This is a genomic window from Priestia sp. VA7 (assembly GCF_055710015.1).
This window is the reverse complement of the sequence record NZ_JBVQPN010000004.1, coordinates 238203-263586: the sequence shown is the minus strand read 5'-3', so window position 1 is coordinate 263586 and position 25384 is coordinate 238203. Positions and strand designations below refer to the sequence as shown.

Here is a 25384-nt window from a genome sequence, read left to right as displayed (position 1 = left end):
GGAAATAAATGATTATAAATAAACGAGGTATATCAATGAACAATTTTGATTTACATAAGCCGTTACCATACTATCTTCAATTTTATGAAAAAATTAAGCAAATGATTGTGAACGGTGAATATAAACCGGGCCAGCGAATCAATGAAACCCAGCTAGCTAAAGCATTTGGGGTTAGCCGCTCTCCAATAAGAGAAGCAATGCGTTTATTAGAAAAAGACGGCCTTTTAGTTGCAGATCAAAAAACAGGCTTTATTGTTTATTCCCTGTCTCCTGAAGACGTAGAAGAAATTTATCAAATTCGTACAGCTTTAGAGTCTTTAGCCATTGAGCTGTGTATTACTCGCGCTTCTGATGAAGAGCTTCTTTTCATTGAGCAGCTGTTAGATAGAACCGCTGAGGAAATAAAGCAAGGAGCCGAGGATTCTCGACTTATTGAGCTAAATGAACATTTTCATCAGCTGATTCTTCAATCCAGTCATAATAAACATCTAAAAAAACAGCTCGATAGCGTAAATGTATTGATTTATTTTTGTCGGGTGCTTAATTTTAAAGGTAAAGGACGCGCTGCTGAGATTTTAGATGAGCATCAGCAAGTGTTCACCTTTATGAAAAAACGCAGTTTAAAAGCTGTTGAACATATGCAAAAACATTTACATCATGACCTTGTTCATTTACAAAAACGATTAAACACCAAAAGCGATTGAGACATAACTAAACTCATTCAATCCAAAGACGAACAAATGAGATACATAAATAAAAGAATCCGAACGATGAATCGAGAGCCTCCATCAAGAATCTCGATTTATCGTTCGGATCTTTCTTCAACGAAAAAAATTTTGTCCTAGCCTCTTTTTTTAAATAGGTAAAAACACTCCAGGTGCTTCCCCATGTTCATCGTCATCGAGCCACCACTTAAAGCCTTCTTGTTCCACTAATTCCTGGGCTTCTTCAGGACCTTGTGAACCCGATGGATATTCATAAAGCGGCAGCATGTCAGCTTCAAATGCATTTAATACAGGCTGCACCCACTGCCAAGATAGCTCTACTTCTTTCCAATGAGCAAAAAATGTAGAGTCGCCGATTAATGCGTCGTAAATAATTCGTTCATATGCTTCCGGTACACTTTCTTCTTCTCTTGAAAACGTAATACGAACCGGCTCAATAACACCATTTTTTAATGGATTTTTGCTGTTAAGCTGCAAAGCGACGTTTTCGCTTGGACTAATTTCAATAATAAATAAGTTTGGTGCTACTTTGTCATAAGGAGTTTCGTACAGACCTTTTAAAGAATCTTTAAATTCTACGACGATGCGAGTTGATTTTTCTTTCATTCGTTTGCCCGTTCGAATATAAAAAGGAACGCCTTTCCAAAATGGATTATCAATCCATAAACGTGCTGCCACAAACGTATCATTGTTAGAGTCTGCTTCTACGCCAGGCTCTTCTTTGTATCCTCTAACAGATTTGTGATCGATTTCTCCGCTTCCGTATTGCCCTCGTACAACATCGCGAGCTACTTCTTTCGCTTGAATTTTCCTCAGTGACTCCATTACTTTTTGCTTTTCTTCTAAAATGTTTTCTGAGCAAATTCGTTTTGGAAGATGCATAGCTGTCATCATGAGAAGCTGTAGCATATGATTTTGAATCATGTCGCGTATGGCCCCCGTATGATCATAATACCCTGCACGATTTTCAACACCGACTGTTTCACTTGCTGTAATTTGGACATTTGCAATGTGTTTATTATTCCACAGCGATTGCAGCACGGGGTTCGTAAATTCAAGTGCTTCTAAATTTTGCACCATCGGTTTACCTAAATAATGATCAATTCGATAAATTTCTTCTTCTTTAAAAGTACTGGTTAGCTTTTCATTAAGCTCCCTTGCTGAAACAAGATCATGTCCAAACGGCTTTTCAATCATAAGACGCTTCCAGCCGCTGGTTTGATCCAAGCCGCTTTTTTTTATATGCAGAGCAATTACATCGAAGTATTCGGGTGCTACGGACAAATAAAACAAACGATTTCCTTTACTTCCATGAGTTGTTTCTTGCTCATTCACAAGTTTCAGCAGCTGTTCGTAATCTTCTGTTTTGCTTGCGTCTACTGCTTGATAATGAAACAGGGACAAAAAATCTTCTTCGTTACTTTCCATTTTCCGTCTCGAAAAATCGTTTATAGATTGCTTTACACGCTCTTTAAAATCCTCATGAGACATCTGCTCGTACCCCGATCCAATAATAGAAATAGCATCAGGGAGCTTTTTGTCTGTAAATAAATTATAAAGAGCGGGAAAGATTTTTCTTTTTGCTAAATCACCCGTTGCGCCAAATAAAACAAAAGTTAAGGACTCCACTTTTTTTCCTCCCGTCAGGTTGTATGTATGATGGATTTTCTCTTCTCCTAGCTTACCTCTGTTTATTTGGGAATATCCTTTTTTCATCAAAAAGGACGCTCACAAGTGTGAGCGTCCTTTGCTATTTACATTAAAATGTTTGTCATTCCCCACAGCAGCAAAAAGCTCAGCAGAATCGTCATATTTGACACGGTGCCGACAAATTTTTGATCGTATTTGAATTCTACTGCGTAAGGTAAAACTGAACCCGCTACCGGTAGAATGAAGCAAACTAAGATTGTATACCGGAACATATCTTCAAATGGAAGCAGGAAAAACAGCGCAATTCCTACGCCGAGTCCGATTACGTAGCGGATACTTAAAAACATAATAATTTTTTTCAAGTAGCTTTTTTGGAACGAGAAATTTAAATATACGCCTAAAAGCAAAAGAGAGAGCGGCATATTCGCTTTCGAGATAATGCCTGAAACGTCTAATACGTATGATGGTAAATGAATGCCTATAATCGCAAGAAGACAAATGATTACATAGGTAAGAAGCGGCATTGATTTTAATACTTTATATAAAATCTTTTTAAATTCAATGTCAATATTATCTCCTGAGTAGTAGCTGCCAATCACATAGCATAAAACAAAAATAACAAAGGCATTTCCGACATCAAACATACCAAAGTATTTAAGCCCTTCTTTTCCCCAGATACCTTCTACTAGTGGATAAGCAAACATTCCAATATTAAATCCTGGAATCATCATCGTCAGCATGCCTTTCACTTTTCGCTCATCTTTTCGAAAAACAAAAACCCCTACAGCAGCTAACAGCAAGCCATAGACAATCCCAATAACTAATAGTAAGATAAGCGATCCATCAATTTTAATACTGCTGAATGTGACAATAATCAAGCAAGGCATTGTAATATTAAAAATAATTCTGGCTAAAGCTTCCCCGTCTTTTTGCTGAAGGAGGTTTGTTCGTTTTAGTATGTATCCTAATAGAATGATTGTAACGGAATACAAAAACTGACTGTTAAAGCTGCTCATAGACCTACTCCCTTGCCCTCTAAGATAAACGTTTTATAGAAACGTTCTTCATATCTTTTATACTTATTTAATCGATTGTTTTACCCTGTCTTTTTTAATCCTTGTTTCATTATAATATAAGCAGCTTAAAAAGAAACTAGAGAATTGGATGCAGTTTACCTGTTTGTTAGACACAAACAGCTTAGAAACAAATGAAAAAAATTTCCTCCAAACTGATTTTAAAACAGGACATTTTTCTTTTTTATGGAATTTATTTAAAAGGTATGTAGTATTTTTATGAGGAGGAAGAAACGTGAAACGAAAAATGATAGCGCTTACTTTTTCTGCTGCTCTTTGTTTTTCAGCTTCAGGATCTCTTGCTGAAGCTTCTAACAACACAGATGTAATCCCAAATGCTGATCAGTCAGCAGAAACCTATTTTGACGGAGCGAACGGGAATTGGCTCACCACTAAAAACCCCGCTCAATATCAGCAGGCTACGCTCTATGGCAATATTGGGCTTACTCCTTATAACTGGGGGAAACCTGAAGATGGATCGGGCTGGTATCGAATCAATCAGCCCGCTGCGGTCAAAGGAACCCAAGTAAATGGCATTTTTGAAGACGCTCAGTTCGTCATCCGTGTTCCTGATAACTGGAACGGAAAACTTGTAGTAGCCGGCATTCCTGCCACGCGCAACGAAACGTCCACCGATTTATTATTCAGCGATTACGTTCTTAAAAAAGGCTATGCATTTGCAGCCACCGATAAAGGAACGCAAGGAGAAAGTGACCCTAACGATCCTTTTGCTAAAGTAAAAAATGCACTCGCTAACGATGACGACAGCGTAGCAGAATGGAATATGCGCTATCGTCAACTGACAAAAGCTGCCCAGCAATACTTGACTACTCATTATTCAGACAAGCTAATCAACCCGTCCAATCGAAAAAATCCTGCAAGCGATTTGATTCGAAACAATCATAAAGTACCGACGTATGCAATTGGCATTTCAAACGGTGGATACGTTGTCAGATACGCACTTGAACATGATGATCCAAAGCAAACAAAAGAGCCTCGTTTATTTGATGGAGGCGTCGATTGGGAAGGCGTATTATGGAGTGCAAAAGCGCCCAATTTAATTAGCTCACTAACACCTGTTGTCAACAACGCAGAAGAAGCGCTGTACGGAACGGGAAAAGAACAGCAAAAAGCCATTAAACAAATGTATAAAGCAGGTCTTCCAAAAGGATCAGAAAAATTATGGAATTATCATGATCAAGTGTACTGGGCGGTCACATTAAACATTTACCGTGATCACTTTGATCCAACTGCTCCAGGAAGAACAAACTGGCACAACTATTTAAACTTTACTTCAGCAGGTCTACGTGATCGCTCATGGGATTATATCTTTGAAAATTATCGCTATCAAACTCGTCCAAAAAGTGTAAAAGAAAATGTAGCAAAAGTAGAAAATACGGGCGACATTGATGTGCCTCTTATTAGTATGACTGGCTCTCTCGACTCACTTATCTTCCCGTCTATTCACGCGGAAGGCTATGAAAAGCTCGTTAAAAAAGCCGGCAAGGCAAATCTTCATCGCCTTTATACCGTTAAAAACGGAAATCACGTTGACAGCTTAGTATGGAATAAACAAACGGATCCAAATCAAGAGCTTCAGCCCCTGCTTCCATATGCCCATCAATCTTTTGATTTGTTAGTAGACTGGGTGGAAAATAAAAAAGCAGCGCCTGCAAGTAAAGATATTAAAGCACCTCAAAATAACCTTAAAGTAATGGATATAAAATCCGGACAAGAAGTAGATCCACGCTAAGGTTGAAACATAACTAAATGAATCCAACCTAAAGACGAACAAATGAGATACATGAGCTGGACTGCTTATTACACCGCAGTTGATTTCCGTGCAACTGCTAGAAGGAACGAAACAAATAAAACTATATTCACCATCACAAAAAACGAACCACTAATCAAACATGTTGATTAATGGTTCGTTTTTCACTTAGGGGAAAATGCTTTTGTCCCATCCTTAGTCTTCATAATAATCAAGATACAGATGACCTGCTGAGTCTGCTTGACCTAAAAATACCTTATCGACTGCAGCACCTTTCTTTTTGAGCTGCTCTTTAACCCACGCTACGCTATATCCCAGCTCATGAACAGCTTCTTTCATTATATTTCCGTCCATGATAATCGTTTGAGGTAATCGTGTCGCCTCTCCTTTTATTAATAAATCTTCTCTCGTAACGTTTTGCTTTTCTTTTTTTAACAGCACGCTTAATTCCCCGTTGGTTTCGAGCATAGCAAAAGCTACGTCTTCTACGTAAAAGATGTCTTTTTTCCGAAGCTGCTCCATGAGCTCATCTACTGTATATTTTTCTTTTTTTACATTTCCCTCAAGAATTTTTCCTTCTTTAATGAGGGTCGTTGTTGTCCCTTCCACCGCTTTTCGAAAGCTTATACTTTTTAACGATACGTTTGATACAAAAATAAGAAACGATGCCCACACTAAAATTGCGACTACCCCGTGACTTGCCTGTAAATCTACATCCATTGAAATTGTTCCTGCAATATCTCCAATTGTAATGCCCACAATATATTCAAAAAAAGAAAGTTTGGATAACTGTTTTTTCCCCAACAGCTTTGTGATAAAAAACAAGCCAAGTAAAATCAGCACTGAACGAAGTACCACTTCCATCCAATGATTCAACGCATGCACCTTCTTTACTAAAATTGATGTATCTTTTATTTTGTGCATATTTATATGGATCAACGCAGATTTCCACCTTCCATTATTTACATAACTTTCATGGCAGGTTAGAGTAGAAAGAAGTAGGAAACAAATGGGGGTTTTATAATGAACGATGAAGTGTTAACCGTATTTAACGATCAACAAGAGCGCATAGGAACAGCGTCTCGCAAAGAAGTTCACGAAAAAGGCTATTGGCACGAAGCGTTTCACTGCTGGTTTGTCAGCCGTGAAAATGATATAGACTATATTTATTTTCAAATTCGCAGCGAACAAAAACAAGATTATCCCGGTGCGCTTGATATCACAGCTGCCGGACATTTGCTTCATACAGAAACCGCTGTGGACGGTGTAAGAGAAATTCACGAAGAGCTTGGCGTAAACATTTCGTTTGATGAATTGCTTCCTTTAGATGTATTTAAATATGAAGTATCTGAGCCGCACTATATTGACAAAGAGTTTGCACACGTATTTTTATACTACAGCCCTCACCCTCTTAATGCGTTTACGTTGCAGCAAGAAGAAGTATCAGGTCTTGTAAAAGCGCCGTTTTCTCACTTTTGCGAACTGTGGCTTGGAAATCAAACAGAACTGATCATTGAAGGGATAACAAATAAAAAAGAGCCGATTCACCGTACAGCCCATAAAAGTGAATTTGCTCCTCATCCCAAAGCTTACTATAAAACGATCATTGCATTCATTAGCCAGCAGCTGCATTCAGCAGAAAAAGCTTAGAATCCTAAGCTTTTTCTGCTGAAAAAATCATATATGTTGCACTGCCAAGCGCAACAAGCTTACCGCTGCTGTCTTCAATTTTCACTTCTCCAACAGCAAGCGTTTTGCCGCGATGAGACAGTGTGGATTTAGCAACTAAATATTCACCTATACCCGGCCTTGTGTAATTTACTTTTAATTCAACTGTACTGGCACTTTCAGCCTCAGAAAGAGAAGACCGCACAGCTGAACCAACCGCCGCATCGATAAGCGTGGCAATAACGCCTCCATGAACCGTTCCCCTTCCTTGCAGAAGCTGCGGCTGAATCGTGATTTTTAACTCCGCATATCCTTTTTCAAGCAGCGTTTCTTCAATGCCAATATAATCCCAAAACGGAATCATCCCTTTACCCGTTCGTTTCATCAATCTCATCCTTTACATAAATAAGCTATGTAAGAAATTCTAGAAAAGCTGGAGAAATCCTGTTTCTTCGCATGCAAAAAGCGCTTGCTCTTTAGCAAACGCTTTTTATCCCTCTATTTTTCAAATAAAAACTGTACTTTATTTTCTTTCCATTCTAACTTGGCATTAAAGGTTTTATCGCCTTTTTTAAAGCCTTCAATCAAATCTGTCTGTCCTTCGTTTAACAGTTTTTTTAAATTAGCTTGGGTGACTGTTTTACCTAAAATCTTTTTCGATACGGTAAACGTGCATTTGGTTTTTGCATAGTTTGAGCATCCGTAAAATGAACCTTTATCGACTACTTTTCCGTCGCAAACCTTACACGAACCAAACGATTTAGAAGAGAAGCTTTTACCTTTGCCTTTTCCTTTTCGCTGAATGGATTCAGTGTCGTATCCGCTGAAGTTCCACTTACTTTCTGCTTCGACAGCGTCTTCGATAATTTTAGCTGACAGCTTTTTTGTTTGTTCCATAAAAGCAGCGGCCGATGCTGCTCCTTCTCCAATTTCAGCTAAACGCTGCTCCCACTTAGCCGTCATTTCTGGTGAAGCTAAAATTTTATCGCCAATCGCGTCAATCAATACCTTTCCTTTATCAGTCGCAAACACTTGGTTTTTTTTCACATCAATATATTTACGGTCTTTAAGCATTGTAATGATTCCCGCACGCGTAGCTTCAGTCCCTAACCCTTCTGACTTTGCTAAAATTTTCTCCAGCTCATCATTATCCAAATGCTTGCCTGCTGTCTTCATCAGCGTAATCAACTGACCTTCCGTGTAGCGTTTTGGGGGCTGTGTTTTACCTTCTTTTACGTCTACTTTAACAACTTTTCCTTCTTCCCCTTCTTGGACATTCGGAAGAATAACGTCGTCATCTTTCTCGTTTTGAAAAATTACTTTGCGCCAGCCTTCTTGAATTTGCTGCTTTCCTTTTGAAATAAAAGCTGCTCGCTTTTCCACGAGTGTCGTAATCGTTGTATAGTCGAAAATCGCTTTTTCATAGTGTGCCGCAATTAGACGTCTTACGACTAGGTCGTAAATTTTCCGTTCGTCTCCTGACAGTTTGCTGGGGTCTTTCACTTGTTCCGTTGGAATAATCGCATAGTGATCGCTCACTTTTTTTGCATTTACATAGCGTTTATTTCCTAGAATTGAAGCGTACGGAAGCGGAAATAAATGTTCGTATTCAGAAAAAGCACTCAGTTTTTCTAAAATCTCAGGAAACGTTTCCGCTTCTCCTTCTGTTACATAGTTTGAGTCTGATCGTGGATAAGAAACAATTCCTTTCTGGTACAGCCCTTGCAGCACATCAAGCGTCTTTTTAGGAGAAAACTTAAACGCTTTATTGGCGGTTGCTTGAAGTGATGATAGGTTAAATAATAAAGGCGGCTGGAACTCTTTTCTCTCCGTTACGAGTTCATGAACTTCCGCGTCTTTTCCTTCGCAAAACTGAGCAATTTTATAGGCCATTTCTTTTTCTTTAAGACGCGATTCTCCGTCTTGATGCCATTTGCCTTCATACTTCTTTCCTTCAATATCAAACTTAGCAAGCACTTCCCAAAAAGGCTCTGATTTAAAGTTATCAATTTCTTTTTCACGCTTCACGATCAAAGCAAGAGTTGGCGTCTGCACGCGCCCTGCCGAAAAAACATCTGACATACCATGCTTTTTTAACAAAATGCTATACACCCGTGAAGCATTCATCCCAACGACCCAATCTGCACATGCTCTTGTATATGCTTCATAATAAAGGTTACGCGTATCGCTTTCGTCTTTTAACTGCTGAAACCCATCATAAATGGCTTTTGGCGTTAAAGAAGAAATCCACAATCGCTTCATCGGCTTATGCACACCTGACAGCTGAATGATATTACGAACGATTAATTCTCCTTCGCGCCCCGCATCTCCCGCATGTATAATTTCTGTGACCGTTGGCTTTTTAAGCAGCTTTTTTACCACTTGAAACTGCTTCGCTTTTGAGCGCGTCACTTCATATTGAAAACGGTCTGGAATCATCGGCAGCGTGTCAATTGACCACTTTTTCCACTCCGGCTTATAATCTTCCGGACTCACAAGCTGGCATAAATGACCCACTGCCCACGTTACATATGCTCCGTCTGTAAACACTTCATTCGGTGGAATCTCTAAATAGCCGTCGTGACGCTTCGGCTTAAACTGTGAAGCGAGCGTTGACCCTTGATCCGGCTTTTCTGCAATAATTAACTTCATGTATTTAATCACCTTACATTTCAAATTTCCATGTGAAACTTAGTCAGTTTTATTATTTTATCATAGAAAGAGCTGTTGGAGTATGAATGAGGAGAAAAGTAGTTTAGATGAGAGATACCTATCTCATTTTAAAAACGTGTCGCTGTCCGTTATAGCTTTTCAATAAAAAAGCTGTAGATCATTTTCTACAGCTTTGATGCATATCTGAATTTTTCTGGCAACAGCCATTATCATATCGACTAAAACAGATCTCCTTTGGGACGTGTTATGAAATAATCAATAACCAAATATACAAACCAACAAGCGTAATAAACAATGTCGGAATCGTTAAGATAATACCCGTTTTAAGATACGTTCCCCATGAAATTTTCACGCCTTTTGTTGAAAGAACATGAAGCCATAAAAGCGTCGCTAAAGAACCAATCGGGGTAATTTTCGGACCTAAATCCGATCCAATAACGTTTGCATAAACGAGCGCTTCCTTGATTGTTCCAGCTGCGTGTGTGGCATCGATTGCTAGTGCATCAATCATAACGGTTGGCATATTGTTCATAATCGATGAAAGAATAGCCGCAGTGAATCCCATACCAATTGTTGCTGCAAACAGTCCATGGCTAGCCGTTGCTTGGATTACATCAGCCAGAATTTCTGTTAAACCAGCATTACGCAAGCCGTATACAACAACATACATGCCGATAGAGAAAAAGACAATCGCCCATGGAGCTCCCTGTAACACTTTTTTTGTATGAACCGCTCGGCTTTTTTTAGCCATCATCAAAAACAGAATAGCAATCATACCTGCAATAATCGAAACAGGGACGCTAAAGAATTCTCCAATCAAATAGCCTAGTACTAACAAAACTAAGACAATTCCAGATAACCGAAACATCTTTTCATCTTTGATGGCATCCACTGGCTTCTGTAAATCTGCTACATTGTATTTCTTAGGAATTCTTTTGCGGAAATACAGATATAAGACCATAATACTTGCAAACAGAGAAACCAAATCTGGAACAATCATGCGTGATGCAAATTCAGAAAAGCTAATACCAAAGAAGTCGGCTGATACGATATTTACTAAGTTACTAACAACAAGGGGCAGCGACGTTGTATCTGCAATAAATCCACTTGCGATAATAAACGGAAAAACCATTTTATCGTCGAACTTTAATGCCCGAACCATGGCTAGTACAATGGGTGTTAAAATCAACGCTGCTCCGTCATTAGCAAATAGCGCTGCTACAACGGCTCCAAGAAGAGACACGTAAACAAACATACGCACGCCGTTCCCTCCTGCAGCTCTAGCCATATGAAGCGCTGCCCATTCAAAGAAACCAATTTCATCTAAAATTAAAGAAATAATAATAATAGCAATAAACGTAAGAGTCGCATTCCACACAATGCTGGTTACCTCAAGAACGTCTTGAAAATCAACAACGCCTGCCAGTAAAGCAATCATAGCTCCCCCGCAAGCCGACCAGCCGATTGATAAATTTTTCGGCTGCCAAATGACAAAAATTAATGTTACTAAAAAAATCAATGATGCTAGTACAACTGATGCCACTTTTTAAACCTCCAATTATTCACAACAACTAATACGCAGTCCTTGTTTTTCCAGCTCTTTTAAACGTTCGTCCTGACTTGGTACAGATTCAAGTATGCCCAGAACAAACTCATAGTACTGGCTTTCTTTATTAAGAGAATAAAAAACCCATTGCCCTTTTCTTCTTTCCTTCACAAGTTCAGCATCTCTTAATTTTCGTAAATGCTGACTAATTGAAGGTTGGCTAGCTTGATAGATATCTACGAACTCACAAACACAGCATTCATTGTTCTCTATTAATTTAACCATCGAAAGCCTTGTTTTATCTCCCAATAATTTTAAGATTTGGGCTGCCTTTTCAATACTATCTATAGATTTTGTGCTCATTAATGAATACCTCCTACTCCCTTTCAGTTGATAGATAATAATGTGCTTATGTATTAATGCTCATTACTATAATTGATTTCTAAATATTTTACAATTTTTTAGTAAACTAAAAGTGATTTGGTAGTTGTCTCAGGATTTAAAGAAGTTATTTTCCCTTACTAATCTAAACCAAATCTAGCACATAATACTACAAATATATTTTCAACATTCCACCAATAATGTGAATGCCCATCCAAATATTACTGACTACCAGTTGGATGGACATTTCCTTATAATTTTTCTTTTTTTATTTGTACATATGGTTCGCTTTTTCTCTTTTTTGTAAAAAAATAGAGGCACTAATCCACGAAGTAATTGGAATAATAATGGCTACACCAATGCCTCCGCTTAAGATAGAAATGACTTCTGCACAAAAGGTTTTTGAATTGATAATATCTCCAAACGAATACGACAATCTCTTAAACCATATAATCAAAGTCAAATATCCCCCTACAAATGCAAAATACAGTGTATTGGTTGTAGTGCCTAAAATATCTCTTCCGATTTTCAGTCCTGAATTGAAGAGATTTTTTTTAGTTACGGATGGGTCATGAACAAATAATTCATTCATAGAAGATGAAATAGATAGCGAAATATCAATGATCGCTCCTATGGCTCCCATAATAATTGTACAAATGGCTATTTTAGCAAAGTCAATTCCAACGTAAAGTGAAAAAGCGTTAATTTCTTCTTCTTGTTCTTCTCCAAACCCTTGAATCATGGCATGATGTTCAATGATAAAAATAAAGAACACTAAAACGGCTAAGGTAATAATCGTTGAAACAAACGCAGCAAGCGTTTTATGATTGAATTTATTAATATAAAATAAATTAATGCAGCTAATGATTGTACAAGCGATCAACGTAACAATAATCGTATTTTTTATAGACAGCATAAAGAGAATGGTTAGAAAAATAACGCCAAAATTCAAGAACAAAGCAAGGAAAGATCTAATTCCTTTTTTTCCGCCCACCATACTCATCAGAATAAATAAAATAAGAGCAAGCAACAGTAAAACGTTCACTTTCTGTTCCCCTTCCTAAAAATAAAAAGAATCGAAAGATAGAGTGTAATTGGAATCGTTAAAACAATGCCAATGCTGCCAGTAAGAGCACGAATTAACTCTAACGAGAAATTCATTGAAAACGTGTATCCTAAAGGAGAACCGTTTTTTAAATAAAGAAGAACCATTGGAATTGTTCCACTTATATATGAAAAAAATAAAATATTCGTCATGGCTCCCATAATGTCTCCGCCAATTTCCTTGCCCGATTTCAGTAAGTCTTTGTGCGCTATCTCTTTATTCTTTTCATATAGTTCATAAACAGAAGAAGTAATCGTAATCGCTACATCCATAACAGCTCCTAAAGATCCTATTAGTACCTCACTCATAAATATTTTTTGAGGAGGAATCGTCACAAACTCCATTCCTTCATAATGAAGGCCATTAGAATCTGTCAGTTGCATGACACCATACGCGATTAAAAGAGAAACAAATGTACCTATTAAAGTTGAAATAATCGCTACATGCGTTTTTTCTTGATTACCGCTTACTAATAACAAAGAAATAACTGTAAAAAGAACGACAGCTACAATACATACAGCTAGCAAGCTCACATTCCCTAGTGCTAAATATACATTAAGGGCCCCGATTAAAAGGACAATATTAATAAATAAGCTAATGATCGAATAAAAACCTTGCTTTCTTCCAATAGCCAGCAAAATCAGTATAAATAAGCCCGCGACAGCGGTAACCTGCGTGTCCCGCTTCACTCCTTCAATCGTGCCGCTTAAAGCATGCTGTGAATTCTTTTCTAAGGAGACAAAAAGATCTGTTCCTACAGTGTACTTTTGATCATAAGCACCTGAGTATGAGTACGTATTCTCTAAATGGATAAGCTTCCCTTTATATTTTCCGTTCATGATTTTAGCAACAATTTTTTGAGAATATACGGTATCTTTGTTGTGATTTAAATCAGTAGATTTATTTTGTTCTACAACATTCGTCTTCACTACCTCCGCTATCGGTTTTTTATAAAGCGAATAATTGTGGTTTGTAACTATTAGCGCTATACACAAACAGCAAATTCCTAGTATATAGAGAAAGATTTGTTTACGCGATAATTTATTAAACTTTTGCTTCGAAAAAAGATTCCTTATATGCTGGGAATACAGAGGTGACATCACATAATTCCTTTCTGGTTATTATTTGAACGCAGAGCTCTTGAACATGAAGAGACTGCAAAGAGATCTAAATTCCCTTTGCAGTCTTTTCATTCGTTTATTATGAGCGTTATAGAGTAAGACATACTCTAGGTACACAAGACGCTCAAACCTGCTGTTTTTTCCTTCCGTACTGTACCAGAGAAAAATGAAATTATAGTGAAAACATAGAACGATTTATCTACTTCACTAGTTTTTTATGACTATCTTATATAATCATAGGAATATAAAAACAAATAGAAAACTGTCTGCGCTATAATAAATTGACTTTATAGCTACTGATTAGTTATAAAACTCATGAAAAGCGACAAATAGTTGCTAAAAACAAGGAGGTTATTTCATGTTAACGAAAAAAACACTTGTCATGCTTTCTACTCTCACCCTTGTAACAACATGCGTAGCATTCAGCACTCCAACTACTGAAGCAGCTGCTAAAGATACCTACTCACAAAAAATTGAAACTAAAGCAGAAACAAGGCCTACGCTTCGTAAAGGTTCTCACTCTAGCTACGTAAAGGACTTACAGCAAAGCTTAAAAGATGTGAAGTATAACACATCAGTTGATGGAATTTTCGGTACGCAGACACAAAACGTAGTAAAAGAATTTCAAACCGATCACAGCTTGTCTCCAGATGGTATTGTTGGCCCCTTAACATGGGCATCTTTAGATGAGAACAAGGTAGAAAGAAAGCAATTTCCTGTCAGCACAGCTATTACATTCGGTAAAAAAGAACTCGGTGACAACATTGTCTTCAGTACAGACGACCGCTTACGGAAAGATAACAACGATAAAGCTTACTACAGATTCGTAGCAAAAAACAAAGACTGGATGGATCAAGGCGGATCAGGTACCATAGGGTGGTATCATATTTACAAGAATGGAGATGTGATTGAAGCATCCAATTAAACCTATTTACAAATAACGGTTCGAAAAAAGCCTTCATAATCACTCTTTTGAGTGATTTACTATTTCTCTTACAGAATGCTGAAATTTAAAGGAATCATTCCGTAGGTATTTTACTTGAACAAGAACAGCTTTTTCTCCCCGTAGCTGTTCTTGTTATTTTTTAACAAAAATGAAAAAAGCAGCATATTGAACATTCTACACGCTGCTTTTTGCGATTACAGGACTACTCTGCGGGTCGAGGTCCTGCTTCTCGTCCTGAGTTCTCTACCGTTAATATGGGCCGAACGGTGATATCTTCATTTACACGAATTTGACATGATAAGCGCAAGTGATCTTCAATTGAACTTTCTGAGTATGCATTTTTCTCTGCGTGTGTTAAATCACAATATTCACCTTCAAGCACTTCTACCCTGCAAGTCGTGCATTTAGCTTTCCCGCCGCATCGATGAAGAATATTTATACCGTTGTCTTCGAGTGCCAAGACAAGCTTTTTTCCTTTTGCCACTTCAAAACTTCCGTATCCTAAAACGGTTACTCTTGGCATGTATCTCCCTCTTTCCCTCTACTGTGTACAAGCGATTTGAATTACACTATATGCAGTTTCTTTTTATTGCATGCCTAAATCCAATTAAGAAGACCATCATTTTGTAATACGGCAACTAAAACGACAATCCCAAGTATAATAACAGGTATCAGTGCTTTTAAAATTTGATACTTAGATAATTCTATACGTTGAGGCTCCTTTAACAAATGACTTTGATTTAACTCAGTATTGTTTTCACTTTCTTTATGATTCATGTTCCTCTGCCTTTCTATTTTTTTATAGTGCGGTTCATATCTACTTCTGCTGAAATCACAAAAATAGACACAGAATTTCTTCATAAAAATCATCTTAACCTTTTTAAGAACATGCTATACCAACAATTCTGTTTTAAAACAAGTCCCTATCATACGTTTCAAACAAACCAATTCATCTTGTTTCTCCTTTTAATAGCATCAGATCAGAAGACTAGACTTTTTCACATCACTAAGTGCATGAGCAAGGTCGTTATTTATAATCAAAAGTAAAACCCCATAGCGAGTCATGAGGTTTTACTTCGTACTTTGTTTTTTTGGAATTTTAATTTGTTTAATATCTCCCAACACATAAATATAAAAAATTAAGCCTAGCAACAATACAATTCCCGCTACAATAAAGCTTAGATTAAAAGAACCGGTTTTATCCAAAAGATATCCCGTTAAAGCTGTAGCTATAATTCCACCAAACAAATTATTAGCTAAATTAACAATAGAACTGAGAAGAGAAATGGAGCCTGCAGGCGCAATTTCAGCAGAAATTGACCAGCCGATTGGTGCCGTTGCAGATATACCTGCCAGTCCAATCGAGATACAAATCATCGCTACTACAACACTATTGGTGAAAATAGAACCTAAAAAAACAAACCCTAAGCATAATCCTACAACAATGATCGTGCGATATACTTTTTGACTGTTATATCCTTTTTTTATGAGGTAATCAACAAGCCAACCGCCAACTAAAATGCCAGCAAATGTAGCAATTAGCCAAGGGACTGCCGTAAGCAGACCCGATGACATGATATCCATGCCGTATTTCTCTTTTAAAAAAGTTGGCAGCCACGTTAACAGTAAATTAAACGTATATCCATAGCCTGTAAACCCAATCATTAGCCCCCAAACTTTTCGATTTGTAAATAATACTTTTAAGGTATGTAAAAATTTTGATGTTTGTTCATCGTTCGCATTTAAATTATTTTCTTGAATATACTTCAGCTCATCATCTGATATGCGTCTATGCTTTTCTGGTTTTTCGTAATAAAACCAAAACAGCAGCGTAAACAGCACGTTTATCATTCCAATGGATAAAAATGCTGTGCGCCAATCAAATTTAGTGATGAGAAATGCCACAAGAGGCGCGCCAAGTACATTTGAAAATTTTGCCGCTGAATCAAACAAAGAATTTGGCAAGCTTCTTTCGTTTGGAGGAAACCATAGAGACGTAGCTTTCGACGCTGCTGGAAAAGCTGAAGCACTCATTATTCCTATTAAAAATCGAACGATATAGAGAAGAAGTTTTCCTTGCAAAAATGCCATGGACATCGTTAATAAACTCCAAATCACCATACCCACTCTTGTTACCCATGCTACTCCGAACCGATCAAGCAAGCTTCCGGCAGGTATTTGCATGATCGTATAAGAATACGTATAAATAGAAAAGACAATTCCGAGCTCTGTTCCCGTTAAGTGAAATGCATCTTGTATTGCAGGAGCGGCCACTGACACCGCTACACGATCAAAATAATTTAAAATAATCATACTGCTTAACAAAGATGAAATGAACCATCGTGTGCGTCCTGTTCGCTTTACTGTATGTTCACTCATAGCTAGCTCCTTTCATCAGTAGTTTGTTCGTTTTATTACCGTAGCATTCTACTTAATACCACAACTTCTTTTGAAAGAAACATGCGTTTTCTTCATCCATCATGCAAGAAATCCCTCATGATAAAACATAAAACAAGAAGTAAACAAAAAGAGATTGAGTCATAAAAAAATCAATCCAAACTACAGCTAGAAGCAACCACCTACATTCACCATAACAACGAAAAAATCCGAACGATGAATCGAGATTCTCAATCAAGAATCTCGATTCATCGTTCGGATCTTCCTTCACCTAAAACACTTTTGTACTAGCCTCTTTTTTCACTAACAGTCTATTTGGCTGAAAGTTCACTTTCGGTTACCCACTTGTGATTTTTTACTTTCTCTCCGCCTGTAGTCGGTGCGTAGTCTACCATGTATACCGTTGTTTTTTCGGCTGAATCAATCGTTGCTTTTGCACCTTTCATACCTTTCATATGATCTGCTTCAAGCGTTACTTCGCTACCTGGCTTTAACTGCTCGTTACCCGCACCTTTTATTTCTTCTTGAATAACCCACTTATGATTTTTCACTTTTTTTCCGCCAGTCTTTGGCGTATACGAAACGGTATAGGCCGTAGTGTCGTAAGCACCAACAATCGTTGCTTCAGCCCCGTTCATGCCTTTCATATGATCTGCTTTTATAACGGCTTTATCTCCAACTTTATATGTTGGATTCTCTGCTTTTTTTAATCCTTTTGGAACCTCTCCTGAACTAGAGTGATTCATCTCTGAGTGATCGTGCACGGATTCATTTTTGTCAGCTGAAGGCTTTTCATGACTAGAATCGTTTCCGCATCCGCTTAGTCCAATAATGACAGATGCCCCAAGAATAAATAGCTGTTTTTTCATAACAGTCCCTCTTTTCCACATAATAAACTTTAAAATAAAAATCATTTAATCATTAGAAACAACTTACCTTTGCCTACTCTTCTTCTTTTCTTTATTGTAGCCAGAATTTGTGCAGATTTTGTGAAGATGAAGGTAATTGGGCACGAATAATTCCTGTGCCTAAAAAAGGCCCTCGTATGAATCACTTACCATAAGGAAAAAATATAAAAATAAAAGGAGGAAAGAAACATGCTAAAAATACGCTTTGCTCTGTCCTCACTGTTACTTGCGTTTAGCTTGGTGATGGGAGCCCCTTTTGCTTCCGCACACTCCACTCTCTCATCTAGCGTACAAAAAATAGAAGTAACGTCCATTAAAATGAAAACGCTCAAAACATTTATCGATGAACAAGATATGAATGCATTCACTAACAGTATAAAAAAAGCGCAGCATATGAAACTTCTCTTAGATGAAGAATCTGCTGGAAGCATCGATTGCAAAATGACCATTACCTATGGAGATGGTTCTAGCCGTCATTATTTCATTTGGATTATGGATGATGGACGTGATGTGTTAATTGCTCAGCAAAAACACCCAGAAGACCTTCATCTTAAAGGGTATGAATTGAATCAAAAAAATTCCTTGCACTTAACAAAGCTGCTAAAGAATATTCTTTAGCAGCTTTGCTTTTAGATCACTTTCACCGAGAATGACTCGATGACTCTAATATTTTTTAGTTTATATTGCCCAAATAGCATATACTGCTATGACTGCGAGCACGTACAAAATAGCTGAGACGATCCATTTTTTCATATCTTATAGCCTCACTCTCTGCAATCGCAGTGCATTTAATACAACCGATACAGAACTAAAGGCCATCGCGGCTCCAGCGACCCAAGGGGCTAACAGCCCAACTGCTGCAATTGGAATACCAAGCGTGTTGTAGCCCATTGCCCAGAATAAATTTTGCTTAATATTAGAAATCGTTTTTCTACTCATTTCAATCGCATCTGCAATGCTCATCAAGTCTCCTCGCATCAGCGTAATATCAGCGGCTTCCATCGCTACATCCGTTCCTGTTCCGATGGCCATTCCAATATCAGCTAGCGCAAGTGCAGGAGCATCATTAATACCGTCTCCTACCATTGCGACTTTTTTACCTTGCTGCTGAAGCTTTTTCACTTCTTCTGCTTTGCCTTCTGGCAACACTTCTGCTATAACGTGCTCAATACCCGCTTGCATCCCAATAGCCTGAGCTGTTTGACGATTATCACCTGTAATCATCATCACTTCTAAGCCCATTTCTTTTAACCTGGAAACTGCTTCTTTAGAAGTTGCTTTAATGGTATCTGCGACAGCAAGCATGCCGGCATACTTTCCGTCAAGAGCAACGAGCATAGCCGTTTTTCCTTCTCGTTCTAAATTTGTCATTTCTTCTAAGGCTGTATCAATATTCACTTTATGTTGATTCATAAGCTTTCTTGTTCCCACTAACAGCTTTCGCTCTTGTACAGTTGCTTTCACTCCATACCCTGGAATAGCTTCAAAAGATAACGGATCTTGAATCTCTATACCTTTATTTTTTATACCTGCTACGAGTGCTTGAGCGAGAGGATGCTCCGACAAACGCTCAGCCGATGCAACTAACTGCAATAGCTCATTTTCTTCGTAGCCTTGTGCAATACGTACATCGGTTAACTCGGGAGTTCCATTTGTAACAGTTCCCGTTTTATCTAAAAGAATCGTATCGATTTTATGCGTTGCTTCTAAATGCTCGCCGCCTTTAAACAAAATACCAAATTCTGCTGCGCGGCCCGACCCCGCCATAATGGAAGTTGGAGTAGCTAAGCCTAACGCGCATGGACATGCAATCACTAATACGGCAATAAGCTTTTCTAAAGCCGGTGCAAATTCGCCAGGCGCAATCCAAATATACCAAACAAAGAAAGTAAGAAGTGCAATTCCGACTACAATTGGCACGAATATACCTGAGATATAATCAGCTAATCGCTGAATAGGCGCTTTAGAACCCTGCGCTTCTTCTACTACTTTAATAATTTGCGCAAGCGCCGTCTCCCTGCCAACGTTTGTAGCTTTTATTTTTAGAAAACCATTTTTATTGAGTGTAGCTCCAATTACTTTATCTCCAATGTTTTTATCTACCGGTACACTTTCACCTGTCAGCATGGACTCATCTAAGGCCGATTGCCCTTCAATAATCTCTCCGTCTACAGGCACTTTTTCACCAGGCTTAATAAAAATAACTTCGCCTTTTTGGACTTCTTCCACTGGAATTTCAACTTCCGCTCCGTCTCTTATGACAACGGCCGTTTTAGCCTGTAAGCCCATCATCTTTTTAATTGCCTCTGAAGAACGGCCTTTGGCGTTTGCTTCAAATAATTTCCCTAAAAGAATCAGCGTAATCAATATAGCGCTCGTTTCATAGTAAAGCTGATTCGTATGAGCAGATGACCCCAGTGATTTAAGAGAAAAGTATAGACTGTAAAAATAAGCTGCGCTTGTGCCTAGTGCTACTAAAACATCCATGTTGGCACTTTTGTTACGCAGAGCTTTAAATGCGCCTACATAAAATTGCTTCCCTACCACGAATTGAACAGGCGTAGCTAAAGCGAGCTGAACCCATGGATTCATCAGCATATGAGGTAAAGGAATAAACGACGTAAACGTAAAATGACTAACCATTGCCCATAATAACGGTACGCTTAAAATAAACGAAAACCAAAATTTCCCTTTTTGTTTACTCAGTTCTTTTTCTCTATAGCTTTGCTCTTCTTCTTTTTCTTCCGACTTTAGCTTTGCTCCGTATCCAAGCTTTTCAACTCGCTGCGTTATATCTTGCGGAGCTATTTGAGAAGGGCTGTATTCAACAGAAGCCGTTTCTAAAGCAAGGTTAACACTTGCCTTTGTCACGCCTTCTAATTTGTTTAACCCTTTTTCAATACGAGTCGAACAAGCGGCGCACGTCATGCCCGTAATAGCAAATTCGACTTTTTCACTTACAACTCCGTACCCAAGCTTTTCGATTTTTTCTTCAAAGGCCTGTGGACTTGTTTTAGACGGATCAAATATGATAGTAGATCTTTCCAAAGCCAAATTTACGTTTGCTTCTTTTACACCTTCTATTTTTTTTAATCCTTTTTCAATTCGGTTAGAACACGCTGCACATGTCATACCCGTAATTTGCAAGGTGGCTTCTTTTTGTTTGTCACTCATCACGCTTCGCCTCCTGTTATATACCTATTAGGGGTATATATTTTTCCTAAATCAAGCGTGCGAAGGTATTCGCACGCGATGCTGTTTATGCTACGTCATAACCTTGGTCATCGATAGCTTCTTTAATATCTTCGACCGTTACTTGACTTGGATCAAATGCAACTGTTACTTTTGCATCTTCTAAGCTTACTTCTACGCTTTTAACGCCATTAAGTTCGCCTACGCCGCCTTCAACAGCTTTGACGCAATGACCGCAAGACATTCCTTGTACCGATAATGTTACGTTTTCCATTTTTAGCATCTCCTTTATTTCATTAATCGTTTAATGGTTGTTAATAATTCATCCACTACTTCTTCATCACCATCTTGCACACGTTCTACAATGCAATGCTTCAAGTGACCTTCAAGCAAAATTTTACTTACACTATTTAAAGCAGACTGCGCAGCTGCGATTTGAGTAATCACGTCGTCACAATACGTATCTTTTTCGATTAATCCTTTAATTCCTCGAATTTGTCCTTCAATTCGATTTAATCGGCTTGTTAGATTTTTTTTCACTTCTGGAGAATGGTGACTTTTTCTTTCACTATTTATCGTACAACATTTTTCTTCACTGTTCATGTGATTCGCTTCGACCATCTAACATCCTCCCTTCATGACTTCATCATACTATACCCCCCTACCCTATGTAAAGGGAAAAGGTCGCTTACTTTATCTTTTCACCAATTTCGATAGCTATGCTCATATCATTTTCAACTAACATCAACCCACTTATAGCCTATTCCCCATACGGTTTGCAGGTATTCGTCTACAGGAAAACCCGCTTTTCTAAGCTTATCCCGAACATTTCGCACGTGAGAGTCAATAGTACGATCTCCAATCTCAGCCTCATATCCCCACACTAACACAAGCAAGTCGTCCCGGCTGAACACACGATTTAAATGCTGAAGAAGTAATCCCACTAATTCAAACTCTTTAGGGGTCACTTGAATGTACTGATTTTTATATTGTAATACGTGGTCTTCCTTGCTCCATACTAAGCCTTTATAGGTGATTTCATTCTTTTCTTTTAAGGAACGTCTAAGAACCGCGTTGATGCGTGCAACCAATTCTTCTTCGCTAAACGGTTTAGTAATATAGTCGTCTGCCCCTATATTTAATCCTTTTACTACATCTAACGTTTGGCTGCGGGCTGTGAGCATAATGACCGGTAGATCAGACATTTTTCTTACTTTTTGACAAATCTCCCACCCATCTTCGCTTGGCATCATAATATCTAATAACATCAAATCTGCTTTGTTACCTTCATAAAGATAGCGCAGCGCTTCTGTGCCCCTTTCAAATTTTATACATGTAAATCCGTTTGGCAGCAGATAAAGTTCTAGTAAATCCAGCATCCTTGCTTCATCATCTACTAATAAAATAGTGGCCATCCTATCCATCCTCTCTTAATACAATCTCTACGGTCGTTCCTTTTCCCCTCTCGCTTATGATTGTTATCTCTCCTCCATGAGCTTCTACAATCTCCTTTACAATTGATAAGCCTAATCCGTATCCTCCGCTTTTTCTCGAGCGAGATTTTTCCACTCGATATAGCTTGTCAAATACGTAAGGCAGATCTTGTTCTGGAATGCCTATTCCTTGATCTTTAAGAGTTATTGTCAATGATTCAGCTGATTTTTTTACAATCAAATCAATTTTAGTCCCTTCTTTTGAATATTTCATTGCGTTATCAAGTAAATTGATAATCACTTGCTGAAATCTTTCAGGATCTAGTAAAATGTAAAGACCTTGAGAGCAGCTTATGTCCAGATCCATCTCTTTTTCTTTTAAAGCTAAATGAAAATGCGCGCATATGGTGTGCAAATACGTAGCCAGTTCTACTTTTTGTTTTTGAATAAAAAACGTATGCTGATCCAGCTGCGCCAGCTGAAACAAATCTTTGACTAACTGTGAAATTCTTTCCGCTTCTTCTTCCACAATAGCAAGATATTTATCATGTTCTTGCGGTGTATTAGAAGGCCTTCTAGCAACGTCTGCGTATCCCTTTAAATACATCAAAGGAGTTTGAAGTTCATGTGAAATGCTGCTTAAAAATTCATTTCTCTCTTTTCGTAACCGCTGCAGCTCATTTGCTAGCGACTGAATGGACATTCCTAATTGTCCAAGTTCATCTCTTGAATGAGCACCAAGCTTTACAGACAAATCCCCTTGACTCAGCTTCTCTGTTGCTTTTTTCATCTTGATTAAAGGAGCGGTTATAAATTTAGACAGAGCAAAAATAGTCACAATTGAAAATAAAATGGAAACAGCTCCCGCTACGTAAAAATGATGCTGTAGTCTCGCAATCATTTCGTGAATATCATTTGTGTTTTTGAACATATAAACCGTTCCGAACTGCTGACGGCCTTTTTTAATAGGTGATGCTGTGGCGATATAAGGTTTGCTTTTCCAGTCGCCTTGCATAATTTCACCTTTGTATGTAAGAGACTTTCCTTTCCATTTCTCTACTGCTTTTCTTGCACCTTGAATTAAAGGCCGAGACGAACTGATAATTTTTCCTGTCTTATCTGTTATGACAACATCAGTTTCTGCTTCAGATTCCATCAGTGCAACATGGTTAAGCGTAGCCGAATCATGATGCTTCTCTAATACTTCCCGGTGACTGTTTCCTCTTAAACGCAAACTTTCTAATTCCTCCGAAATTCGTGTGTTGGCAAGACCGCTATATAAGTAAAAAAAGAGAGCCGCTTCAATTAGTAAAATGAACATTAAAAACAAGAGTCCAAGCTTAATAGAAAGTCTATTCATTTATTCACATCCTTTGCTTTCATTATAGAAGTAATAATTGAAGAAACTGTGCAGAATAAAGCATATATGATTGAATAACTATTATTCTCTGACAGTTTACCACAGGTATCTGACAGCTTAGCGTATAAAGTACGTTTATCATACCGTAAATTTCGAGCTCACTAAGCACGCAGCACTACATAATCCAAACGCAAAAAAAGTGGAGACATAACGAAATCTCTCCAATCCACAGCTAGAAGCACCTATATACAGGAAACCTACGTTCACCATATCAATAAAATCAACAAAAAATCCGAACGAGTTGGATTCTCCATCAAGAATCTCACTTCATCGTTCGGATTTCCTTTAACTAAAATACTTTTGTCCCAGTCTCTTTTTATTTAACAATGATAACAGGACATTCTGCGGATTGAGCAACTTCGTGACTTACACTTCCTAAAAAGGTCTCTTTAACAAAGCCCTTTCCCTGGCTTCCTATTACAATGACGTCTTGTTGATTGTCACTTGCGTATTCGATAATTTTCTTTGAAGCTGTGCCTTCTAAACCGTATGCCTCATATGGAATACCTGATTGAGTTAAATGATTGTGAGCTTCAGATAAAATATCGCGGTTTTCTTCTTCTATCAGTGCGTCTAAGTCAACGCTAAAAACAGGCTGCTGCAAGTGAATTTTTTCCTTAATATGTACAATTGTCAGCTTATTAGCATTTACGCTTTTAGCTAGTTTACTTGCATGTTGAAGAGCACGAATAGAAGGTGCGGAGCCATCAAAGGCGACTAAAATTTTGTTATACATATAAAGAACCCTCTCTCTTTTTGTTCTTTCGTGATGTATTACTATCTAGATGCTGTAGATGATAAAGCAAAAAATAATAAAGTAAGAGACTTCTTGATTTTTGCTTTATCATCCATACTATACTTTTACCGCTTTCAGAAAAAACAAAACATTTATCCGTTTTTTTCCATATAAAAAGCCTTTGCTCACTAGAAGCAAAGGCTGATTGTTTATGTTAGTAGGTTATTTAACAAACTTCTTTTAACTCTTCAGTTAAACGTAAAAAAGTTTCTTTATCTCTTTTTTCTAACGACTGATCAATTTGCAGTAAAAGCTGTGCTTTTTTAAAGTCACGAAGAGATTTGTTTAGCACTAGTTGAGCTGCTGTCGCGTCTGATACTTTTATTTCTTCTCGTGTCATTTTGCGGGACGTATAGTTTTCCATTACAAGTCAACTCCTCATCCTTTTCGCTATTATATAAGAAATCATATAATTATTCAAATATTTTTTCTTATTTTTCATTTTAAATTTGACCCCCAAAAACCGAGATTAAGACATAACGAAATCAATTCAATCTAAAGACAAACAAATTGGATACATGAGCTGAACCGCTAGAAGCACCGACCCACATAAACGAAACCTACGTTCATCACAATAAC

At 37.9% G+C, this 25384-nt stretch carries 25 protein-coding genes; 5 read left to right on the top strand and 20 right to left on the bottom strand.

All coding sequences use genetic code 11. The annotated features are described in order from the left end of the window. Nucleotides 1–35 precede the first annotated feature (35 nt). Entirely contained in the window at nucleotides 36–704 is a 669-nt protein-coding gene (locus AC0C45_RS19125; protein WP_016763804.1) for a GntR family transcriptional regulator, read from the top strand. A gap of 150 nt (nucleotides 705–854) precedes the next feature. On the opposite strand, the gene zwf is transcribed toward AC0C45_RS19125, so the two are convergent. After that, on the bottom strand, nucleotides 855–2354 hold the full coding sequence (gene zwf, locus AC0C45_RS19120; protein ID WP_472928542.1) for a glucose-6-phosphate dehydrogenase: 1500 nt from the start codon (nucleotides 2352–2354) through the stop codon (nucleotides 855–857). A gap of 125 nt (nucleotides 2355–2479) precedes the next feature. Beyond that, entirely contained in the window at nucleotides 2480–3391 is a 912-nt protein-coding gene (locus AC0C45_RS19115; RefSeq protein WP_016763802.1) for an AEC family transporter, read from the bottom strand. A gap of 292 nt (nucleotides 3392–3683) precedes the next feature. Here AC0C45_RS19115 and AC0C45_RS19110 point away from each other — a divergent pair, with 292 nt between their 5' ends. Beyond that, nucleotides 3684–5201, top strand: coding sequence for a tannase/feruloyl esterase family alpha/beta hydrolase (locus AC0C45_RS19110; protein ID WP_047931914.1), 1518 nt, complete (start codon nucleotides 3684–3686; stop codon nucleotides 5199–5201). A gap of 213 nt (nucleotides 5202–5414) precedes the next feature. Here the strand turns inward: AC0C45_RS19110 and AC0C45_RS19105 are convergent, their stop codons facing one another. Further along, on the bottom strand, nucleotides 5415–6158 hold the full coding sequence (locus AC0C45_RS19105) for a DUF421 domain-containing protein (RefSeq protein WP_053215308.1): 744 nt from the start codon (nucleotides 6156–6158) through the stop codon (nucleotides 5415–5417). Nucleotides 6159–6239: 81 nt separating this feature from the next. Between AC0C45_RS19105 and AC0C45_RS19100 the strand changes: the two genes are divergently transcribed. Beyond that, a complete protein-coding gene (locus AC0C45_RS19100; RefSeq protein WP_257063833.1) occupies nucleotides 6240–6869 on the top strand; it encodes an NUDIX hydrolase in 630 nt (209 codons plus the stop codon). Nucleotides 6870–6873: 4 nt separating this feature from the next. Here the strand turns inward: AC0C45_RS19100 and AC0C45_RS19095 are convergent, their stop codons facing one another. The 6 genes from AC0C45_RS19095 to AC0C45_RS19070 form a co-directional block, all read right to left on the bottom strand. Then, nucleotides 6874–7272, bottom strand: coding sequence for a PaaI family thioesterase (locus tag AC0C45_RS19095; RefSeq protein WP_016763798.1), 399 nt, complete (start codon nucleotides 7270–7272; stop codon nucleotides 6874–6876). Nucleotides 7273–7385: 113 nt separating this feature from the next. Continuing rightward, nucleotides 7386–9539, bottom strand: coding sequence for a DNA topoisomerase III (locus tag AC0C45_RS19090; protein WP_472928538.1), 2154 nt, complete (start codon nucleotides 9537–9539; stop codon nucleotides 7386–7388). A gap of 265 nt (nucleotides 9540–9804) precedes the next feature. Then, on the bottom strand, nucleotides 9805–11103 hold the full coding sequence (locus tag AC0C45_RS19085) for an arsenical efflux pump membrane protein ArsB (RefSeq protein ID WP_047931916.1): 1299 nt from the start codon (nucleotides 11101–11103) through the stop codon (nucleotides 9805–9807). Between the two features lie 15 nt (nucleotides 11104–11118). Further along, a complete protein-coding gene (locus AC0C45_RS19080; protein ID WP_013056623.1) occupies nucleotides 11119–11469 on the bottom strand; it encodes an ArsR/SmtB family transcription factor in 351 nt (116 codons plus the stop codon). Nucleotides 11470–11755: 286 nt separating this feature from the next. Then, nucleotides 11756–12532: a YibE/F family protein gene (locus AC0C45_RS19075; RefSeq protein WP_034652793.1), complete on the bottom strand. Its 777-nt coding sequence runs from the start codon at nucleotides 12530–12532 to the stop codon at nucleotides 11756–11758. Next, complete coding sequence (locus tag AC0C45_RS19070; protein ID WP_034652795.1) at nucleotides 12529–13521, bottom strand: YibE/F family protein; 993 nt, start codon at nucleotides 13519–13521, stop codon at nucleotides 12529–12531. The genes AC0C45_RS19075 and AC0C45_RS19070 overlap by 4 nt, the downstream gene beginning before the upstream one ends. A 550-nt stretch (nucleotides 13522–14071) precedes the next feature. On the opposite strand from AC0C45_RS19070, the gene AC0C45_RS19065 reads away from it, so the two are divergent. Continuing rightward, nucleotides 14072–14638, top strand: coding sequence for a peptidoglycan-binding domain-containing protein (locus AC0C45_RS19065; protein WP_171777351.1), 567 nt, complete (start codon nucleotides 14072–14074; stop codon nucleotides 14636–14638). Nucleotides 14639–14861: 223 nt separating this feature from the next. Here the strand turns inward: AC0C45_RS19065 and AC0C45_RS19060 are convergent, their stop codons facing one another. From AC0C45_RS19060 to AC0C45_RS19045, 4 genes are all read right to left on the bottom strand, one after another. Then, nucleotides 14862–15182: a 2Fe-2S iron-sulfur cluster-binding protein gene (locus tag AC0C45_RS19060; protein WP_013082802.1), complete on the bottom strand. Its 321-nt coding sequence runs from the start codon at nucleotides 15180–15182 to the stop codon at nucleotides 14862–14864. Between the two features lie 74 nt (nucleotides 15183–15256). Then, nucleotides 15257–15436: a hypothetical protein gene (locus AC0C45_RS19055; protein ID WP_013082801.1), complete on the bottom strand. Its 180-nt coding sequence runs from the start codon at nucleotides 15434–15436 to the stop codon at nucleotides 15257–15259. Nucleotides 15437–15730: 294 nt separating this feature from the next. Continuing rightward, nucleotides 15731–17038 carry an MFS transporter gene (locus tag AC0C45_RS19050; protein WP_034652800.1) on the bottom strand — a complete coding sequence of 436 codons (1308 nt, stop codon included), beginning with the start codon at nucleotides 17036–17038 and terminating at the stop codon, nucleotides 15731–15733. Between the two features lie 329 nt (nucleotides 17039–17367). Then, complete coding sequence (locus tag AC0C45_RS19045; RefSeq protein WP_472928534.1) at nucleotides 17368–17925, bottom strand: YdhK family protein; 558 nt, start codon at nucleotides 17923–17925, stop codon at nucleotides 17368–17370. 228 nt (nucleotides 17926–18153) lie between these two features. On the opposite strand from AC0C45_RS19045, the gene AC0C45_RS19040 reads away from it, so the two are divergent. Next, nucleotides 18154–18582 carry a hypothetical protein gene (locus tag AC0C45_RS19040; protein ID WP_047931921.1) on the top strand — a complete coding sequence of 143 codons (429 nt, stop codon included), beginning with the start codon at nucleotides 18154–18156 and terminating at the stop codon, nucleotides 18580–18582. A 138-nt stretch (nucleotides 18583–18720) separates the two neighbouring features. Here the strand turns inward: AC0C45_RS19040 and AC0C45_RS19035 are convergent, their stop codons facing one another. The 7 genes from AC0C45_RS19035 to AC0C45_RS19005 all read right to left on the bottom strand — a co-directional run bounded on the left by AC0C45_RS19035 (nucleotide 18721) and on the right by AC0C45_RS19005 (nucleotide 25169). Then, on the bottom strand, nucleotides 18721–21138 hold the full coding sequence (locus AC0C45_RS19035; RefSeq protein ID WP_047931922.1) for a heavy metal translocating P-type ATPase: 2418 nt from the start codon (nucleotides 21136–21138) through the stop codon (nucleotides 18721–18723). Nucleotides 21139–21223: 85 nt separating this feature from the next. Continuing rightward, the gene (copZ, locus tag AC0C45_RS19030) at nucleotides 21224–21430 is read right to left on the bottom strand and encodes a copper chaperone CopZ (RefSeq protein ID WP_013082796.1); all 207 of its coding nucleotides are present in this window, start codon (nucleotides 21428–21430) and stop codon (nucleotides 21224–21226) included. A gap of 14 nt (nucleotides 21431–21444) precedes the next feature. Beyond that, nucleotides 21445–21777, bottom strand: coding sequence for a metal-sensitive transcriptional regulator (locus AC0C45_RS19025; RefSeq protein ID WP_013056612.1), 333 nt, complete (start codon nucleotides 21775–21777; stop codon nucleotides 21445–21447). 113 nt (nucleotides 21778–21890) lie between these two features. Then, the gene (locus AC0C45_RS19020) at nucleotides 21891–22571 is read right to left on the bottom strand and encodes a response regulator transcription factor (protein WP_237893900.1); all 681 of its coding nucleotides are present in this window, start codon (nucleotides 22569–22571) and stop codon (nucleotides 21891–21893) included. Nucleotide 22572: 1 nt separating this feature from the next. Then, on the bottom strand, nucleotides 22573–23949 hold the full coding sequence (locus tag AC0C45_RS19015; protein ID WP_047931923.1) for a sensor histidine kinase: 1377 nt from the start codon (nucleotides 23947–23949) through the stop codon (nucleotides 22573–22575). A gap of 376 nt (nucleotides 23950–24325) precedes the next feature. Next, the gene (locus AC0C45_RS19010; RefSeq protein ID WP_047931924.1) at nucleotides 24326–24745 is read right to left on the bottom strand and encodes a universal stress protein; all 420 of its coding nucleotides are present in this window, start codon (nucleotides 24743–24745) and stop codon (nucleotides 24326–24328) included. 226 nt (nucleotides 24746–24971) lie between these two features. Next, entirely contained in the window at nucleotides 24972–25169 is a 198-nt protein-coding gene (locus tag AC0C45_RS19005; RefSeq protein WP_047931925.1) for an IDEAL domain-containing protein, read from the bottom strand. Nucleotides 25170–25384 lie beyond the last annotated feature (215 nt).

What these genes read in the sequence shown, in the direction of transcription:
- AC0C45_RS19125 (WP_016763804.1), top strand. Translation starts at nt 36, where the DNA reads ATGAACAATTTTGATTTACATAAGCCGTTACCATACTATCTTCAATTT.
- AC0C45_RS19115 (WP_016763802.1), bottom strand. Translation starts at nt 3,391, where the DNA reads ATGAGCAGCTTTAACAGTCAGTTTTTGTATTCCGTTACAATCATTCTA.
- AC0C45_RS19095 (WP_016763798.1), bottom strand. Translation starts at nt 7,272, where the DNA reads ATGAAACGAACGGGTAAAGGGATGATTCCGTTTTGGGATTATATTGGC.
- AC0C45_RS19090 (WP_472928538.1), bottom strand. Translation starts at nt 9,539, where the DNA reads ATGAAGTTAATTATTGCAGAAAAGCCGGATCAAGGGTCAACGCTCGCT.
- AC0C45_RS19080 (WP_013056623.1), bottom strand. Translation starts at nt 11,469, where the DNA reads ATGAGCACAAAATCTATAGATAGTATTGAAAAGGCAGCCCAAATCTTA.
- AC0C45_RS19065 (WP_171777351.1), top strand. Translation starts at nt 14,072, where the DNA reads ATGTTAACGAAAAAAACACTTGTCATGCTTTCTACTCTCACCCTTGTA.
- AC0C45_RS19060 (WP_013082802.1), bottom strand. Translation starts at nt 15,182, where the DNA reads ATGCCAAGAGTAACCGTTTTAGGATACGGAAGTTTTGAAGTGGCAAAA.
- AC0C45_RS19055 (WP_013082801.1), bottom strand. Translation starts at nt 15,436, where the DNA reads ATGAATCATAAAGAAAGTGAAAACAATACTGAGTTAAATCAAAGTCAT.
- AC0C45_RS19050 (WP_034652800.1), bottom strand. Translation starts at nt 17,038, where the DNA reads ATGAGTGAACATACAGTAAAGCGAACAGGACGCACACGATGGTTCATT.
- AC0C45_RS19045 (WP_472928534.1), bottom strand. Translation starts at nt 17,925, where the DNA reads ATGAAAAAACAGCTATTTATTCTTGGGGCATCTGTCATTATTGGACTA.
- AC0C45_RS19040 (WP_047931921.1), top strand. Translation starts at nt 18,154, where the DNA reads ATGCTAAAAATACGCTTTGCTCTGTCCTCACTGTTACTTGCGTTTAGC.
- AC0C45_RS19035 (WP_047931922.1), bottom strand. Translation starts at nt 21,138, where the DNA reads ATGAGTGACAAACAAAAAGAAGCCACCTTGCAAATTACGGGTATGACA.
- copZ (WP_013082796.1), bottom strand. Translation starts at nt 21,430, where the DNA reads ATGGAAAACGTAACATTATCGGTACAAGGAATGTCTTGCGGTCATTGC.
- AC0C45_RS19025 (WP_013056612.1), bottom strand. Translation starts at nt 21,777, where the DNA reads ATGGTCGAAGCGAATCACATGAACAGTGAAGAAAAATGTTGTACGATA.
- AC0C45_RS19020 (WP_237893900.1), bottom strand. Translation starts at nt 22,571, where the DNA reads ATGGCCACTATTTTATTAGTAGATGATGAAGCAAGGATGCTGGATTTA.
- AC0C45_RS19015 (WP_047931923.1), bottom strand. Translation starts at nt 23,949, where the DNA reads ATGAATAGACTTTCTATTAAGCTTGGACTCTTGTTTTTAATGTTCATT.
- AC0C45_RS19010 (WP_047931924.1), bottom strand. Translation starts at nt 24,745, where the DNA reads ATGTATAACAAAATTTTAGTCGCCTTTGATGGCTCCGCACCTTCTATT.
- AC0C45_RS19005 (WP_047931925.1), bottom strand. Translation starts at nt 25,169, where the DNA reads ATGGAAAACTATACGTCCCGCAAAATGACACGAGAAGAAATAAAAGTA.